Annotated in this window: 13 protein-coding genes and 2 pseudogenes; 5 read left to right on the top strand and 10 right to left on the bottom strand. The window is 38.9% G+C overall.

Annotated elements, in window-relative coordinates; all coding sequences use genetic code 11:
- Window positions 1-672 precede the first annotated feature (672 nt).
- A pseudogene (locus tag EL341_RS17595) lies at window positions 673-794 on the top strand (integrase); the annotation flags it as partial.
- A gap of 353 nt (window positions 795-1,147) precedes the next feature.
- On the opposite strand, the gene EL341_RS05980 reads toward EL341_RS17595, so the two are convergent.
- Window positions 1,148-1,933 (bottom strand): hypothetical protein, encoded by a 786-nt coding sequence (locus EL341_RS05980; RefSeq protein WP_126467343.1) that lies wholly within the window; start codon window positions 1,931-1,933, stop codon window positions 1,148-1,150.
- Window positions 1,934-2,281: 348 nt separating this feature from the next.
- Window positions 2,282-2,708: pseudogene (locus EL341_RS05975) on the bottom strand (tyrosine-type recombinase/integrase); the annotation flags it as partial.
- Window positions 2,709-3,897: 1,189 nt separating this feature from the next.
- On the opposite strand from EL341_RS05975, the gene EL341_RS05970 reads away from it, so the two are divergent.
- Genes EL341_RS05970 through EL341_RS17590 form a run of 3 tightly spaced genes read left to right on the top strand, consistent with a single transcriptional unit; the run spans window position 3,898 to window position 5,566 of the window.
- Window positions 3,898-4,356, top strand: a complete 459-nt coding sequence (locus EL341_RS05970; protein WP_126467341.1) for a hypothetical protein — start codon at window positions 3,898-3,900, stop codon at window positions 4,354-4,356.
- Window positions 4,353-5,402: a serine/threonine-protein kinase gene (locus EL341_RS05965; RefSeq protein ID WP_126467340.1), complete on the top strand. Its 1,050-nt coding sequence runs from the start codon at window positions 4,353-4,355 to the stop codon at window positions 5,400-5,402. Before EL341_RS05970 ends, EL341_RS05965 begins: the two co-directional genes overlap by 4 nt.
- Before the next feature lie 2 nt (window positions 5,403-5,404).
- Complete coding sequence (locus tag EL341_RS17590; protein ID WP_164720444.1) at window positions 5,405-5,566, top strand: hypothetical protein; 162 nt, start codon at window positions 5,405-5,407, stop codon at window positions 5,564-5,566.
- A gap of 106 nt (window positions 5,567-5,672) precedes the next feature.
- On the opposite strand, the gene EL341_RS17585 is transcribed toward EL341_RS17590, so the two are convergent.
- On the bottom strand, window positions 5,673-5,849 hold the full coding sequence (locus EL341_RS17585; protein ID WP_164720443.1) for a hypothetical protein: 177 nt from the start codon (window positions 5,847-5,849) through the stop codon (window positions 5,673-5,675).
- Window positions 5,850-6,042: 193 nt separating this feature from the next.
- On the opposite strand from EL341_RS17585, the gene EL341_RS05960 reads away from it, so the two are divergent.
- Window positions 6,043-6,966 (top strand): helix-turn-helix transcriptional regulator, encoded by a 924-nt coding sequence (locus EL341_RS05960; protein ID WP_164720442.1) that lies wholly within the window; start codon window positions 6,043-6,045, stop codon window positions 6,964-6,966.
- A gap of 56 nt (window positions 6,967-7,022) precedes the next feature.
- Here the strand turns inward: EL341_RS05960 and EL341_RS17650 are convergent, their stop codons facing one another.
- The 7 genes from EL341_RS17650 to EL341_RS05925 all read right to left on the bottom strand — a co-directional run bounded on the left by EL341_RS17650 (window position 7,023) and on the right by EL341_RS05925 (window position 16,416).
- A complete protein-coding gene (locus tag EL341_RS17650; protein WP_197723517.1) occupies window positions 7,023-8,381 on the bottom strand; it encodes a phage tail fiber protein in 1,359 nt (452 codons plus the stop codon).
- Between the two features lie 63 nt (window positions 8,382-8,444).
- Window positions 8,445-9,428: a DUF6453 family protein gene (locus EL341_RS05950; protein WP_126467336.1), complete on the bottom strand. Its 984-nt coding sequence runs from the start codon at window positions 9,426-9,428 to the stop codon at window positions 8,445-8,447.
- A complete protein-coding gene (locus tag EL341_RS05945; protein ID WP_126467334.1) occupies window positions 9,425-12,634 on the bottom strand; it encodes a host specificity protein J in 3,210 nt (1,069 codons plus the stop codon). The genes EL341_RS05950 and EL341_RS05945 overlap by 4 nt, the downstream gene beginning before the upstream one ends.
- Window positions 12,635-12,790: 156 nt before the next feature.
- Window positions 12,791-14,053: a hypothetical protein gene (locus EL341_RS05940; protein WP_126467332.1), complete on the bottom strand. Its 1,263-nt coding sequence runs from the start codon at window positions 14,051-14,053 to the stop codon at window positions 12,791-12,793.
- 10 nt (window positions 14,054-14,063) lie between these two features.
- Window positions 14,064-15,188, bottom strand: coding sequence for a nucleoid-associated protein (locus EL341_RS05935; RefSeq protein ID WP_126467330.1), 1,125 nt, complete (start codon window positions 15,186-15,188; stop codon window positions 14,064-14,066).
- Window positions 15,189-15,367: 179 nt separating this feature from the next.
- Complete coding sequence (locus EL341_RS05930) at window positions 15,368-15,958, bottom strand: tail assembly protein (protein ID WP_126467328.1); 591 nt, start codon at window positions 15,956-15,958, stop codon at window positions 15,368-15,370.
- 59 nt (window positions 15,959-16,017) lie between these two features.
- A complete protein-coding gene (locus EL341_RS05925; RefSeq protein ID WP_126467326.1) occupies window positions 16,018-16,416 on the bottom strand; it encodes a hypothetical protein in 399 nt (132 codons plus the stop codon).
- Window positions 16,417-16,418 lie beyond the last annotated feature (2 nt).

Genomic DNA, 16,418 nt, shown 5'->3' with positions numbered 1-16,418 from the left:
CTGCCAGCAAGATTGAACCACCATCCTTACTCAGTCAGTACAATATACTCATCACTCACTCTCTACTTTGTAACATTCCGCCTATCCCCTCTTCGGTGTGGAGTTATCATTATCAAGCCCACTCATTGAATGAAATTTGTAATAAAAACCATTGTGAAAGAAGCTTCCAGTATTTATACGAACAAGCCAGAAATAACTTGGATTTCGGGAATAAAAAAGCCCAACCGGAGTTGAGCTGTTGTTGAAGTTGGAATTCCCGTTTTGGTACTATTCGCCAGCTTTGCCACGCATTACTGAGTTGCTAGCTAACTTGCCAGTTATGGCCATCGAAGATATTGGACCACCTCCCTCTGGGGTTGAACAATCTTCTTACCGCACTGCTGCTTATCACCTTGTCGGGTTGATTCTGTTTGTATTTTCTTAGTCTTTATATATACATAATAGCTGATTATTCAATTTTGCAAGGACGCTACCAATAAAAAAAATCGACAATCTTTCCTACTCTGAAAAACAGACCTTAGTAAGGTAATTTTGTAGGTAATCTATGATTCTCGTTCATGGAACTACTCAGGAATAAACAGAGCGCAAAAAAGCCGCGATCTCGACGGATAGGACAATTAATTTAATGTTAATTATGCCGGTCTCTCAACGTGCGGGACATCAAGAAACCTGGCTGGCGTTCCATTATCAGCACTTCAAGAAATGGGAAGGTAGAAAGCATAGAGATGATACGTCGATATGCTCAATTATCCCCGAATCATTTAACTGAACATGCGAAGAAATTGGACTCGTAAATTTATGTTAATGGCACAAATAAGGCACAAGGAGAAAATTAAAGGATGGTAAATCTTGGATAACTCATTGAGTTTAATGGCGCCCCAGCAGGAGTGAATATAAACAGTCATTACTGCTTTAATACTGAGTTTGTCATTGTTCAAAAACAGAAGCTATACATATTTTCCTTAACCACGATAATCAGTGTTTTGGTTGTTTTTCATTCTCCAGTAATTACCTTTTGGTCTAGGCCTCTTCCGTTGGTAAGCTGGCGCGCCCATTCTTGGGTATAAGTTTCCGTATCTGTAAATAGAATTTAGTCTTTTAATAAAACCCCAGTTGATAACTATGCATCAGCTCGGGTCTGTACAGATTATGCTATCTTTTTTACTCTTTCCCACTCATCTTTCAGGCATAATTGAATTAATGCAGTAAAATCCTCACTAACCATTTCGATTTTACTGATATAATTCACCCCCTCCTTCTCATTTTTCAAAGTCACAGCCCCTAACTCTTTTACTGTCGACATCATATTATATATAATTTTCTGAGATATTTCTTCCGATGGGTTTAACAAAAGTCTTATTTTATATACTACTAAAGATAGCTCTGACTGATTTATTCTTATTTGAGCCTGATCCCGCTCTATCGCTTTTAAAAATCCATCTAAACCCTTCTCAGCACAAATGTACTGTTCACTTTCTGGGTGTGCAGAATTGCTCTTTATCAACTCAAACTGTTCTAGTAACTCATCATGTTTATATGAATTAATACTTATACCTGACCTTATAAGAGCAACCTTTATGACAAGCGATAGGTATTTCGCGCTGTTATCTCTTAATTCATTAATCCATGATTGCCGGTTTTTAGATAAAACCTCAACCTTCATACTTTTTGCAGCTATGTTTTCTTGTGAGTTTATCGTTTCCACCAGATTTTTATTCTGACTATCAATTGTCATATTGATATTTTTAGAAGTGTTTTTAATCGCTTGATATGAGATAAAAGCGGGGATACACCCAGCAATTAATGATGCAAGAATTGTCTCCCAACTAAACCCCGATGAAAGCTGTACTGCCATTTCAGGTAATTCTGTAACATGCAAAACCTGACTAATGTAGTTTTCCCCTTGCTCTAGAGGACATAATTTCCATTTCATACCACTCACCATCTGTAATTTTAGTTACATTATTCTACTATATTACAGATAGTTATAAATAACCTAAAATGAAAACTAGTATTAATACCAATAATATCAAATGAAAAAACCGCCTTGTGTGAACTTCACCTTACTCAGTTGGGAGTCCAACTTTATGGGGTCAGTCCATATCCACCATCAATGACTTCGATAGATTTAGCTATTCCTTGCTTAACCCATTCAGGAAGCCCACTATTTTCATTCTCAATATAAAAAATCGGCAACTTGAGACTCACTAACATGCGGTTGCTGTAAACGGATGCGTGTGATTAGCTCTCTTAAGATAATAAATTCACTCTCGCGAATCTTAAGCATTTCTAGAGGTTTTATCTCTGCAACTGGGCGGGGCTCTACCAATGTGAGGGAATATATCCTTCTGGAGGCCTTCTAGTAATTCACTAGCATACCCTTTAGTCCAGTTAGGACATTTGTACTCATGCCACTCCCGAGCAACGGACTCAAACGTATTCTCTATAGTCGCTTTTAGTTCAGCCCGTTCGGTCTTTTTTGTCTCATTAAGATCACCACCAGCAGCAATAATTTCACGTGCATCATCTCTTTTCTTCCTGGCACTGGCTAAAAAAACCGCAGGATATCCCCCCATCGCCAATAACTTTTCTTTACCGGCAATTCGATATTTCAGGCCCCAGTATTTCGAACCATTAGGATTAATGAGCAGATATAAGCCACCATCAGATAATTTATAAGCTTTTTCTTTAGGTTTACTAACCTTGATCTAGCGGGCATTTAGCTTCATGTTTGTAGGTAGATTTCAATAGACGTGAGTTGACGTTGAGATAATGAAATATCGCTGAGATAGTGCTTTTATAAGGAGTTTGTAGACGTTAAAAGACTTTTAGATACTTTAAAATGGCGCCCCCAGCAGGATTCGAACCTGCGACCTACGGCTTAGAAGTTCCTAGAGCTACCTTTAAAACCAATAACTTACCGCATCAATCCGCGCTCACACGTCACAAGATGCAAAAAGATTGAAATAGATAACAACTCTTAAAAATCGATACATGTCCCATATCTGTCCCACATAACAAAAAACCCTCCGGAGAGGGTTAGGTCTGCCTATGCGGCGATTAACCAGTTAAGACTGTTTTTTAAAATCGAACGTTTGCTGCCCGAGCACCTTCCTCTGTATAAAGTCCTCATACTCTTCTCGCGTATCGGATACCATGGCAATAAATCTGTATGGTGACACCCCTGTTGGTCATCACCCTTCGGACAAAGGAATGCGCATGATAGCTGATGAAGTTATGAAAAAATTAACGGAAATCCCCAAATAAATCAATTGATAGAACAAATCCATCTCCTGGTATTCCAGATGCTGTGTTAATAAAAACACGAACAGTTGTATTTGAGATTGGGATTAACGTGATAAAATTTATTCCAGTTATGGTCGGAGTTGTTGCATTAACGTAGCCTGAAGCTACTCCACTATAGTTCTGCCTGATTTGAGCAGGAATAGATGTTGATGCAGTTTTAAACGCCATAGATAATGGAATTGAAATATCAGTAACAAGGCTTGTTGTTATTAAATTTCTAAATATAATTTATAAAAATATACGTTTTAAATCAAATGATTAAATTATCATGTGCGCATATTTCTTACTTTCATGTACACGCATGTATACAACTTATTTTTTTGCTTAAAAAGTAACCTCTAACAATTGCCTTCACCTTCATATTAGCACTATTTAAATCGTTTGACTAAGGTCTGACTTGTAACTGATCAAAGCTGAAAGTTTGAGGCTAAAGGATAGAAGTTGATTGAGATTGGGAGGGGTGGCTGTGAAGGGAGTTGGTGACTGGTGGGTGGATACTGGTAGATCTGTCAGGTAGTAATGATGACTGCAAGCAAGTAGCATTAGAGGCTAATTTCTGGCTACAAATATCACTCAACCTTGGAGTATTAAATGAGAGTTTTGGGCGTAAGAGTCGCACCAACGGTATCATCATTTATTGTTTATTGCACTGAAGGGGGAGTGCTTGTATGTTCAGATGTCATAAATATGCCCGCCACCCTAGACACACCTGAAAAATTGAAATATGTGCGTAACAATATTCTTGATATATTGAACTTCTATGAAGTTGATATTGCGTCAATACGAGTAACAGAATCTAACTCTCAAAATATGAGTATAGATAGATTGTATATAGAGGCAGTCATACAGGAAGCCTTCTCTAGCAGTGAAATAAAAAAATACTTTATAATTAGAAAAAATGGAATTAAAACAGCCTTAGGAATTAATGATTCGCAATACAAATCCATTCTCGCATCCAAAGAAACTATTAAAAACATAGATAACTCATCATTCTCATCAGAGACAAATGAGGCGTTATTGGCGGCTCTTGCTGCGGAGGCTAAACTATGATTAGTCCACATAGAAAAGCCGATGTAACCTTCACTTGGATTAGAGACCTTGATGAGCAAGGCCAATTCTCAAAGGTTTATCTAGCGCATGATGAAAATTTATCTCATGAGATAGTAATTAAACAAATAGAAAAAAAGCCAGAACAAAGCAGAGATCAATACTTTTCTGAGGCTAGCCTTTTATATAAATACGCTCACCCAAACATTGTTCAGGTTCAATATGCAGCAGAGGATACTGATAATATTTATATAGCTATGCCGTTCTACCGTAGTGGAACAATTAATCAGCGATTAAATATAGATAATCTAACCCCCAGAGAGATAATTAGATACGCAATTCAGTTTATTGGTGGGCTTCATCATATACATACAAAAAAACTAATGCACTTTGATATAAAGCCAAACAATATAATGCTCTCCAATAGAGATGAAGCCATGCTGTCTGACTTTGGTTTATCTGAGCTGGTTAACGATTCATTGAGGGCGAGACCTCAATGTGCCTACTATTTTCATACGCCGCCAGAATACTTTACTAAAGCAAAGGATGAACACTTCAATTATACTTTTGATATATACCAAACCGGCGTAACCTTATATAGGATGTGTATTGGCAATCAAAGGTTTAAAGAGGAAATATCTGTGTTTCAGAATGTCGATGAGCTCGCCCACTCACTCAATTCTGGATTATTCCCTGCAAGAAAATATTCTAGCCACATACCTAAAAAGCTAATAGCTGTGATAAACAAATGCTTGGAAATTGATCCCAATAATAGATATCAGTCATGTCTTGATATTTTAAATGGTTTGGCTGCCATAAAAGAAAGTGATGGAGCATTAGATTGGCGTGAACAGCGGAATGTAAATGGTGGAACGCTAGAATGGAACAAAGAAATTGAAGGTGCTATACTACAGCTAACATATGATAGCAATATTAAAAAAGCACTCTGCTACAGAGTTTATCCTGATGGAACAAGAAGAAAACACGGCAAAGCATCTTTAGATAACTGCAGTACTTATAAATTATATTCAATACTTAAGGAATGCTAACCATGAAAAAGCGAGAGTTAGGTAGTGACTACCCACCTCGCAGAAGGGACGCTGCGATAGCATCACCCTACACAAAAAAAGATGATTTGACTGAAATTGAAAAAAAAGAACGCATAGATAAATTCAGGTCTTCTTCTTTAAAAGATAAATATTTCAAACTTTAATCGATAGGCATATCTAGCCCGCCCCGCGCGGGCTTTTTTGCGCCTGTAATCTGGCAGGCAAGGCGCACGGATGCGTATAGAAAAGCCCCGAGTAGGGGCTTCAATATCAATTATTAAGTGTGCTTTTTAGCTCATCTACCACTGTTAACGCTACGGACAGCAAATTGATATGATCCTCATCTTTCTCTACTTCCAGTAGTAAAGACAAATAAGACTGTAACTGCCCCGTGATAATCCCTGCCATCTCCAACTTATTGACAACGTTCGCTTGGTTTACATTCATATCCATTCACTCCATTGCTAATGAATTACTTTTAAGTCTCGCGCCGATACAGTCACGATAGCGCATCAAAAGCGTTATTGTTAGTACACAAACTGGTAGTTTTTGACTGTTTGATTTAAAAATATACATTATGAGATTTAAGTTTCATTTATTTTGTGCCGCATTGTTATGCTGTGGAGTAAAGGAACTTAAAATGGATATTTATAAAATAAAAAGTCATTTAAAAAATAGTGACGATAATTTTTTCAACAAATTGAAAGAATTAACAAATTATATGGGATTTGATCATTGCGCTTACGGCGTCATACCAAATAATTCGGAAAGTAACATTAAACCAGTGTTATTAAATAATTATAGCGATGAGTGGAAAAGTATTTATTCTGAAAATAATTATTTAAATATCGACCCAATTGTCAATAATGCCTTGTTTTCTAGTAAATTCTTTCTGTGGGATAGCTATTTATTCAAAGATAACAAGAAATTTTGGGGTGAAGCAAGAGAGTTTAATATCGTCCGTGGCTTTTCATGTCCTGTTCGTGACCCTTACGGCAACGCGGGTTTGCTAACTCTATCAAGCGGGACTTTAGAAATTAAAGATATTAATCATGTAGCTGAGGAGTTAAAGCTAATAGCGAAGCTTTCACATGAAAATTTATCTAACAAGCTTATTCCCGCTGGGAATAAAAAAATAACATTATCAACTCAAGAGAAAGAGATTTTAAATTTATCAGCGGCCGGAAGAACATCGCAAGAAATAGCTAAAACCCTTGGAATATCAAGAGATGGGGTTAATTATTATTTCAAGAATATTTTTAAAAAACTGTCAGTAAACAATAAAGCGCAAGCATTATCAAAAGCATTATTATTTGATTTATTATCATCTACAATGGAAATGAAAATAAAGTTACGACACGTTGTTTACGGTAAAAGAATATGTGTATATGCAGAAGATGTGTATTCAGCATTTGAAATAAATAAAGAACAGATGTTAGAAATAATCGACGTTACTGAGCTTATTACACACAATAACATCGATTTAATATCTGAATTGACTTTGCTTGATTTAGACCTTGAATTTAAGCAAGAGGGAATAGAGCGAGTGTTTGTGTTTGTCTAGTGTGAGATAGCCCACTAATTAAAGTGGGCTAATTTTAAGCTTTGATACATAACAAATTATAAGTCGTTAGAATAAACTTGCACGCGCAAATCTAACCAACGCCCGACCGGAATATCTATTGGGTCACCGTCGTTATAGCCATCAATTGTATTCTGAGCGAATTTAGGTGCGTTCGGATGAGTGCGATGATATGTCTTAACGATAATGTCGCCGCTAGCTTCAACGGTTGACTTAACCCAAATTAAGGGTTGCTTGTTGTCGTCGCTCGGTACTTCAATATCCCATAAACCATCTGAATTAAATCCCATTAATGAGCCTGATAGACGGTAAACGCCCTCAGATAAGCGCTCTGCCGTTACGCCTTTAGATTCGTTATTTAATTCACAGGAACCATCACTAAATAACTTAACTACGGGTGATGCCCGTTTAATAAAACCGTTTGCGTCTACCGCTGTATTCGTTGCTCCCCAAAATGCTCCACCGGGGCCTAATAAATTCCCATTATTAAATAGAAACCAATTCCGTGTGTATGCCCCGCCATCCGTGCACGTTAATATTATCGCTGCCGAGTTTGGGTTATTTGTTTCGTCAACATAAAAGCCAAACGAAGAATGTAACGTCCATCCCGCCGATGAGTTGCTGGCTTTAATTGCAAGATTTTTAACTACTGAGTTTGGGCCCACGACAGCAGCAGACAAAAAACCAGATTGCGGAATTACAGCAGATGAACCGCCGGAATATGCTGCATGATAAACATTTTGAGTATCACCCACTTTCATTAATTCGCCGTTTGATGTTCCGGCATCAAGAACAGCGGCACTACCTAGACCTAGGCTCTCCCTCGCAGCTTTTTTTGCTTCAGTCGTTGATATCTCAGACAGGTTATTGGCTTTCTTTAATACCTCACTATCAGACGCGGACCCGATTACAGTGCGTGCGCTGCTTTCATTTTGAGCCGCTATTAAGTTTTTACCAACATCACTAATATTGAGCTTATCTTGTTTATTGTTAACACTCGCTGCAATGTTATTCCAAGACGGTCCCGTAAACACAGTTCCATCTGGCAACTGAACTGTAATATTACCTGAGTCACTAAATACTTTTTGCCAGTTATCTTTATCATAGTTAAGTCCCCGCAACGCTTTTGCCGTTTCAGCCGCTAACTGAGCAGTGATGGCATTCATTGTGTCTCGCGGGATAGCAGCCCACGCATTACCGGCCAGCGTTGGCCCACCATAGGCTTTGATGATTGTTAGAGCAGTATCACTTTCAATGCTTTTAACGGGGAGCGTATAAGTAACGCCGCCAACAACTGCTACAACCATATCCCCGGCTTTTAAATTCGTTGAAAATGATGTTCCGGTGCCAACAACAATATCAGAATTATTGGTTAAGTTAATTGTGCCTGATGACATGATTTATCCTTATTCAGATAAAGAAAAACCCGCACATAGCGGGCTCACTTAAGTTGATTTTGTTTAAAAATAGTTATTGCAATCAAGAACTGGAAAGCTGACGGGGGATACTAATGAGCGATTCATATTTGAGTCTGCAACGTTATTCATATACCTTGCAGCACCACCAGTTACTCTATTCCCCGACATTTTGATACCGCACTCACTCCACTTCGCCCTCCCACCGCCACTCCATGTTTTTGTGGCACCTACGACGCCCACGGGAATCATAGGTCTAGATACAGGGCAAGTTACCCATGTTCCCGGGGTTGCATTGAGAGATACTATCCCTGAAGCAATCAGCGGTGCATACTTAGAAGAGAATGTACATTGGCCATTTGCATTCCAAATAGCTAATCCATAATCGGGTAGCTCAAGGTTAAAGCCTGACGTAAATACAGCGATGCTGGCGTTAACAGTTGTTAATGAGTCGTTTTGATAGCAGCTAATCGTTTTAGTCGTATCATCAAAAATTAAAGCCGCATCAGCAGAACTCCAGTTAACAAATACTACTGAGTTTTGTCTTGCCGGAATACTAGTGGGAACGCTCCATGTTCCATTGATAGTGACATTGCCAACCCATACACAGCATCCCATTTTTGATGAGTCGGTTATTTCCAAGTAATTAGTAGAGTCAGCTAATGCGATGCCGTAACTATCTGCCGTATTTCCTGCTCCCAGCACTTCAAATACAGCAAATCTTGGGTAAATAAATCGGTAATATTCATTTATATGCAAAGTGATAACATTGCCATTTATATTAATGTTATCAACAATAATTGCGCTTGTTACACTACTTGTCCCCCCCAGCACCAGAGTACCCATGTTGACAGGAACAATATATAAAGTTGAACCCGGCGTTTTATTGGGTACTGTCACTGTTATGTAATTATTATTACTTACCTCAGTTTTGTAATAACCTAAATAACTCATAGCCCTAGAACCGGACGTGATTTCAATTTCTTTTCCAGTAACTTCGGGTGTTATCGATATTCCATACACACTCATCGTATTTTCCCCAATTTTACTCTGCGCACTCCGTTAGCATCATAAGAAGCTGTCCCGGTACTGTCGGTAACAACCCGGCCCTGACCAGGGGTGGAGCCATTAATCTCTACAGTTCCATCTCTAAAACCAAGGCGCATACCAACCTTGCCGGGGATATAGTTATCAGACTGAAGATAGTTGGATATTTTTCCGCTATCTATTGAAGCGTTTCTAATTTTGGCATTTGTAATGGAAGCATCTTGAATAAAAGCATCGCTAATAAATACCTGACCATTTATAACTGCGAATGGAGAATATTGGTTTTCATTGCTACCGCTCATTAAAACAAATTGATTTGCATTAAAACCAATACGTGTCACAACGGGTTTTGATGCTTCTGCGGTTACAGCAATAGACATTCCCGCGCTATAAAATGCATCATTAATACGAACACCGGCTTTAAGCGTATGAATGGCTGTTGCGCCTTTGGCATCAACAACCGCAGTCAATTTGTCCTCAAGTGTTGCTGTAACATCTTTAATCTCGGCCTGAACAGTAGTGCTTAATTCAGCAATTCCCCGATCTACTTCCGCAACAGTAGTCTTAACAATTAGAATATCGGCCCTCACTTCGCCGTATTGCGCCCACTGATGATCAACGGTTGCGTTGTTCGCTAAGGCGTTCTGTAAAATACCTTCAATGTTAGTATCAATCTGGCTTGTTAACTGTTCGCCATCTTTAGACGTTAGGAAATCATTTGCTATATCGCCAAGGTAATCATCGGCATTATCGTTAACCATCCCCCGCACCCAATCCGTCCAACCTGACTCATTTCCGGTTTTATCCACTAACTGAGCGCGGTACCAAAATTCTTGACCGGCACGTAATCCCAACTGGATATATTCAGATGAGGGATAGGGAACATCAGACAGTAACAATGGATCTGAAAAATCAGAATTAGCCGTGTACTGGATTTCGGTTTTTAACGTATCTTCGGTGTTAGCAGGAAAACCCCAATTAAGACGAATACCCCAGTTAATACCGGTTGCCATAAAACCAACTGGCTTTGGTGGGTTTCCAACCTTCCCTGTTAGGGTAACTTCTGATGAATATCCCCAACCAGATGATATCTCAGATGCGTTAATAGCTCTGACACGGACAAGATAACGCCCAGTATAAATGCTGGGGACTTCAAACGACGTTGTAGAGCCTCTCTGAACATTTACCCAGTTACTGTCGTTACGGCGCCACTGAGCCTCGTACGAGATTGCATTATTAACCGCGCCCCACTGCACACGCATCGTTTCAATACTAATCCCCTGATTAATAATCGAATAAGAATCGATCACGATATCGGACGGTGCCGCTTGATTGCCGGGTGGAATCACGCTGACCGGACGCTCATCAATAATTGCTCCGGTATCAATACGGGCGTACTTATCCGGGTCGTGGTTTGCTGCAGAAATAGTAAACGTACCATCACTATTATCTGACACGCTGACAACACGATATTGTTGAGCATATAAATCATCTGACTCAACAACCCACACTGACTCAGGCTCTGGCGTTTCACTGTAAGCGACCGTAACAGTAACCGACTTATCAGTAATAGACTGAATTGTGCGGCTTTGTGAGATACCCGAAGGTAGATTCAATATTAATCTATCGCCTTCCGTTGCATCAGCTGCTCGGTCAAGCGTAATGACTCTTCCGTTCACTGAACTAATGCGCCCGCCGGTAACCTTTCCCGATAACAGCTCGTCAGCAATCCCAATGACGAAGCCTGGTTGAGGGATATTTCCATCAAGCCCGACATTAAACGATACAACCCTGTCTTTATTATTGGTCAGAATCGCCCAGCGCCCTTTCCTGTTCGCCTCTGATTGCCGAACGCACCCGATTGCCGTAATTTCTAACTGATTAACCCCGTAACGGGTAACCAAATCTTTCTCAAACACCGGTTCCATCGCATCAGCGTAACCGTTGGATGGGTCTGAATAGGACACTAGCGCCGTCGTATATCGGCTTTTCGTCGTACTAGATGAATACGTAAACCGGCCATCGATAACGTTAGCCCGAGTATAGTTGTACTTAACATCCATCGGCATATCAGCAAGGCAAACTATCTGATCACCGCCCCAGTATGTCATCCCCCGAAATATGGCGGCAAAATCGCGTAACACGGTGTAGGCTTCGTTTCGGTTCTGCACATACACGTTGCAGGTGTAACGTGGCTCAGTGCCATTCCCGTTGCGCCCATCCGGCACCAACTGGTCACAATATTGAGCCACTTCGTAAAGGGTCCACTTATCAATATTGGAAGCAGTCAGGCGCTCGCCTAAACCAAAGCGGTCTGATAGAACGATGTCGTAAAACACCCACGCAGGATTATCAGTCCACGCCCACTTAAAAGAGCCGTGCCACGTACCGCTATACGTTCTGGTTTCAGGGTCGTAAACATCCGGTACACGAATAACGCGCCCTCGAGGCTCACAAGATATCTGAGGAATACTGCCGCCAAACTGTGAAGAGTCGAATTCAATGTAAAGCAATGCGGTATTTGGATACCGTAATTTAGCATCGATAACTTCAGCATAGGACTGAATAGTCATCGTATCCCCAACTTTGGCACTATTAGCGTCATTAGAGACTTTCCTAACGCGAACGGTCCATACACTGCCGCTTTGAGGGAGATCTATCCTGTGACTACGTTCATAACCCGACATCGTTTTACCGGTTGCCGCAGAATCAATCACTGTTTGCCAAGTGCCGCCATCAGTTTGTAACTCGATTGCATACTTCACTGAATAACCGACTAAATCACCGTTATCTTTTTGCTTAAACGACTGAGGCCACTTCAAGCGCAATCGAACTGCTGACAGCTGGGGATTCGTGAACGTATGAGTCCACACGGTACCGTGTTTTAATTCAGTACCAACACTAATTTCATTTTCTGCACTCGGTATGCCCTGAATGTATGGCTGATATTGAGTGCCTGCCCGGAACTCCCACGCAACACCGCTAAAGCTCTGTGAACCTCCGGCATTTTCAAGTGGAGTTCCATCAAGATAAATGTCTTTCGCTGTCAGTGCTCCGGCAAACTCGCCTTCACCTAAAGCTAGAAGAATTTTAGCTTTCGCCACTGATTGCAGATCATCGGGCTGTTCCGTTGGCGTGCGACTTGAAGAACTGCCGCCCTTGTTACCAGTGATTATTTTCTGTGACATATTTTGCCCAATAAAAAAGGCCGCACTAGGCTGGCGACCTATAGATGTGAAAAAACCTCCGGAACGGAGGTTTCGTTGGCGCAATAGCGTATGGAGAACGAAGGAAACTTTAGATTAAGAGCAACACTCCACTCTGATATTACAACCCGACCTTACTTATAAAATGTTTTTAGCCACAGCAATTGCCGTTTGAGGAATATTATATTTATAAACAAAGGTGCATAGCCCTAGAAGGAAAGGTGACCATGATATGACTCTGAAAAATGTAAGCCACCTCTTTGTTGATACTTGCTGCTTACTTAGATTGTCTTTTGCCTTCTCAATTAAATCAACCAATGAAGGTGAATCGGCTTTTTCATTAAACCCACCAAAAGACACCTCACTAGCATGTTTAATTGAATTAAAATTATCTAACTGAGTTTTAACAATTGAGCTAATTACTAATGATGTTAACAAAAGACCTGCGACACACAATATTTGCTCTAGCACAAACATAGAATCAGATTTTAACATACCAATTACTACTGTGAATGATATCGGAATCCCTAACAATTTAGCCTGTATGTCTGATAAGGTTTTTGCACATTTATCAGCCAACTCTATTTCAGTACTCGCAATTTCTTGCCTTACTTTATGAAATGAAAAGTTACTCAAATATACATCTAGATTATTATTAAATAGTTTTAATAACTCATCCCAGTTTTTTATTAAATAGGAAAAACTCTTATCTTCACCAATATCAAACAACAACTCAATTAGTGAACTTATAAAAATATTTTTCTTTTCATTTATATGCAAATCATTTTTAGCGCTTCCATGAAGATCTAAAAGTATTTTAAAGTTAAGAGTGGTATTTAACAAAGATGCGTCATTAAAATCTATATCAATAGCTAAGGGCTGAAGACTTTTCTCTGTCCTTTTAAAAAAGACTAATTTACGACTTAGTTTATCAACATTATTATCTTGATAATGCGCCATTTTTGATAAGCAGTCAGTAAATTTAAATAAGTTCTTTAAAGATTCAATTTTAGAATTAGTATTTTCATCTAGTGAAAAATAATTATCGCTGACGATAAAAAATTGCTCAGGAAGTTCACCTTTAAGAAATTCGCTATTAGACACCCTACCTAAAAAATCATTAATATCTAAGAAGAATGAAGTCGATGAATTACTTGGCGCTTTAACTTCAATCCTCAGCACGTCATCATTTTTTGGGTCCGGTAAAGGTTCAGTATCGTAATCGATACAGTCACCATTGACACTTAATTCCTTAATAGATGCTTTGGTTTGAATAACATCTAAGATGGCTTGTCTAATCTCTTGAGTATATTTGCACTCACAAGAAAACAATCTTCTCTCAGAGTTATACTCTGGAGTTGGTAGGATTCTATATAATGCAACTATAGTTTTTATACTCATTCTTTAGTACCTAATTAACCTTACCATCTCTTATAGCCTGCTCTATTATTTCTCTCGCCTTAACATCTAGATTAGAGAATGTAAGCTTCTTGTTATTCTTGTCATAGTATACATCAGCACTATCATTATCGCCTAATAAACCGCAGTCAAAATTAAAGGAAATTTCAGTACCTTTATAATTAACTTTTTTATACTTATTTAATGAAGTTTTATTAACATTAAACTCATTAGACACACCCACTTCATCACTATTAAGTTTAGAAAGAAATTGGCTTATTTTTTTATCTATTTCATCATTTTCTAATTCCAAGTTAACCATTTTACCTTTCATAATACTGCCAATATCAGAAAGGTTTGCTGGCTTTCTCTTTTCTTCACACTTTGATAGGTAATTTATGATTTCCACTCTAACATTTATAGATTCTTCCTTTAATAAATCATCACCTTTAAAAAAGTTAGTGCATAAATTAATTACATTGCTAGTCATTTTTGCAGTGCTAATACTTTTACTACAACCTAGAGCTTCTATAAAATAGCCTGATATAGTTGCACTTGATCTAGAACTGATGAAGCTAAGGTAATTAATTTCATTTCCATTAAGTTCAGGAGTGTCAACTTTATTGTACCTAGAATAATTAATTCTCATTGCTTGATTAAGCTTGCCGAGATCTAATGTTTCAAACAACGCGGGGTCTAGCAAATCTGTTAAAGTGTATGAGTTTTGATTCTTGATCATAGCTACAAATAAGAATCTTTCAGACTTAACAGTATATTCAGCAAAAAGGATATACCCACCGGATGATGACTGCTTGTCTTTAGCTCCGGCACGTTCTTGCAATTCATCCATTACCTTCACGGATAATTGAACGAAGTCTTTGCTATTTTTATTACCTTTTTTAAAGTAAGCATCAAATGATGAGGGGAATGTACCTTGATTGTGGACTTTGTTATTAAACACACCATGAGTTGAGGTGTTATATTTAGTTCCATAAAGAGATGCTATTTTCTTTACTAATTCAAGAACAAGCTTTTCGCTGGAATCTAGAACAGTATCACGAAGATGGTATGGTTTTATGTCTTTATGTTGATCTTTAACCAGTTGATGAATAATTACATTATGTAAATTAAAGCTCATTTATTGCATCCCTATACAAACACATCAATGAATGTTGATGGAAATTTATTTGTAAAGGTTACCAACAAGTAAGCTTTGTAGATACCTGATAGATCTACTAGCATCATGAGGTGCATAAATGCACTTTTGAACAACTCAACCATATCGATTTCCGATATAGTTAAGGCTGTAGAACTAAATCACTGCTGATCCTCGACATAGATCCCAGCAGAAATAATAGCTCCGCCTATACGACGCTTACCATATAACACCGGAACAGGGTAGCCTTGTGACGCCGTATTAGTTACTCCACCAAACGCATAAGATGGCTTATTATCCGCATCGTTCTTCATTGCTAACCCTCCGGGTTGTGGGGATAGCATCTGGATTACGCCGCCAAGCATCATTGCCCCTCCCATCTGGTATAGAAAAGGTGAGGCTGCTGCTGCGGGTGTAAAGTTTAAAATAGCACCGACAGCAATAAGAACCGCCCCTAAAATAGTCTGAAACATACCAGCCCTTTTGCTCCCAATTATTACAGGCACAATTTTAATTACCTCTCCTGTCACTGGGTAACCCAAGTCATCTTCACCGATATTCTTTTTGCCTTTGAATACAGCATAAGTTATCCCTCTAGCTTCGCTGCTAATCATATATGCTTCAAAGCCCGGGATGGTCTTAGCTAAAGCTCTGACGGATTCCTTAGTTATGCTGATTAGCCGATGGTGAATCTTACCAAAGGTTTTACCTAGTGAACCGTGTAACTCTATTTGTGTCATTACTTCTTGCATGATTTACTCCAAATAAAAAACCTCCTAAAAAGGAGGTTTAATTGTTTTAATTAATTGAATTACTTTGCTCGCCACATGCGATATTGCCCTGAGGCTCCAGTTTCAGTTTCATACACCTGAGGAACGCCATCAGCTACAAGTGTGACCGACTTTTTCCATTCAGTTAACGCACATTTAAATCTTACAGATAAAGAATACTCACCGTTTGGTAAATACAGATCTACAAACTGATTTTGCTGCAATCCAACCACATCAATACCATCAACTTTAAGGACCAAAGGACAATCATCAGGGAGACCGGATCCTGATATTTGATTTACTCGATGTATCCTTACGTGTGTCTTGCTTTTGTTCTGAACAAGATATCTAGAATCATAAGTTTCATGAGCGGACATGTATGGTCTAGCGGTACAAGCCATTACCATCACAACAGCCAATAATAAGAGTAGCTTTTTCATTA

This window comes from Pragia fontium (genome assembly GCF_900638655.1).
GTDB classification, from domain to species: Bacteria; Pseudomonadota; Gammaproteobacteria; order Enterobacterales; family Enterobacteriaceae; genus Pragia; species Pragia fontium.
This window is presented reverse-complemented; position numbering and strand designations above follow the sequence as displayed.

Bases quoted from the DNA above. Each gene is read 5' to 3' on its own strand.
- EL341_RS05940 (WP_126467332.1), bottom strand. From the start codon at position 14,053: ATGAGTATAAAAACTATAGTTGCATTATATAGAATCCTACCAACTCCA.
- EL341_RS17590 (WP_164720444.1), top strand. From the start codon at position 5,405: ATGAAAAAGCGAGAGTTAGGTAGTGACTACCCACCTCGCAGAAGGGAC.
- EL341_RS05960 (WP_164720442.1), top strand. From the start codon at position 6,043: ATGGATATTTATAAAATAAAAAGTCATTTAAAAAATAGTGACGATAAT.
- EL341_RS05935 (WP_126467330.1), bottom strand. From the start codon at position 15,188: ATGAGCTTTAATTTACATAATGTAATTATTCATCAACTGGTTAAAGAT.
- EL341_RS05950 (WP_126467336.1), bottom strand. From the start codon at position 9,428: ATGAGTGTGTATGGAATATCGATAACACCCGAAGTTACTGGAAAAGAA.
- EL341_RS05930 (WP_126467328.1), bottom strand. From the start codon at position 15,958: ATGCAAGAAGTAATGACACAAATAGAGTTACACGGTTCACTAGGTAAA.
- EL341_RS17585 (WP_164720443.1), bottom strand. From the start codon at position 5,849: ATGAATGTAAACCAAGCGAACGTTGTCAATAAGTTGGAGATGGCAGGG.
- EL341_RS05980 (WP_126467343.1), bottom strand. From the start codon at position 1,933: ATGAAATGGAAATTATGTCCTCTAGAGCAAGGGGAAAACTACATTAGT.
- EL341_RS05925 (WP_126467326.1), bottom strand. From the start codon at position 16,416: ATGAAAAAGCTACTCTTATTATTGGCTGTTGTGATGGTAATGGCTTGT.
- EL341_RS05945 (WP_126467334.1), bottom strand. From the start codon at position 12,634: ATGTCACAGAAAATAATCACTGGTAACAAGGGCGGCAGTTCTTCAAGT.
- EL341_RS05970 (WP_126467341.1), top strand. From the start codon at position 3,898: ATGAGAGTTTTGGGCGTAAGAGTCGCACCAACGGTATCATCATTTATT.
- EL341_RS05965 (WP_126467340.1), top strand. From the start codon at position 4,353: ATGATTAGTCCACATAGAAAAGCCGATGTAACCTTCACTTGGATTAGA.
- EL341_RS17650 (WP_197723517.1), bottom strand. From the start codon at position 8,381: ATGTCATCAGGCACAATTAACTTAACCAATAATTCTGATATTGTTGTT.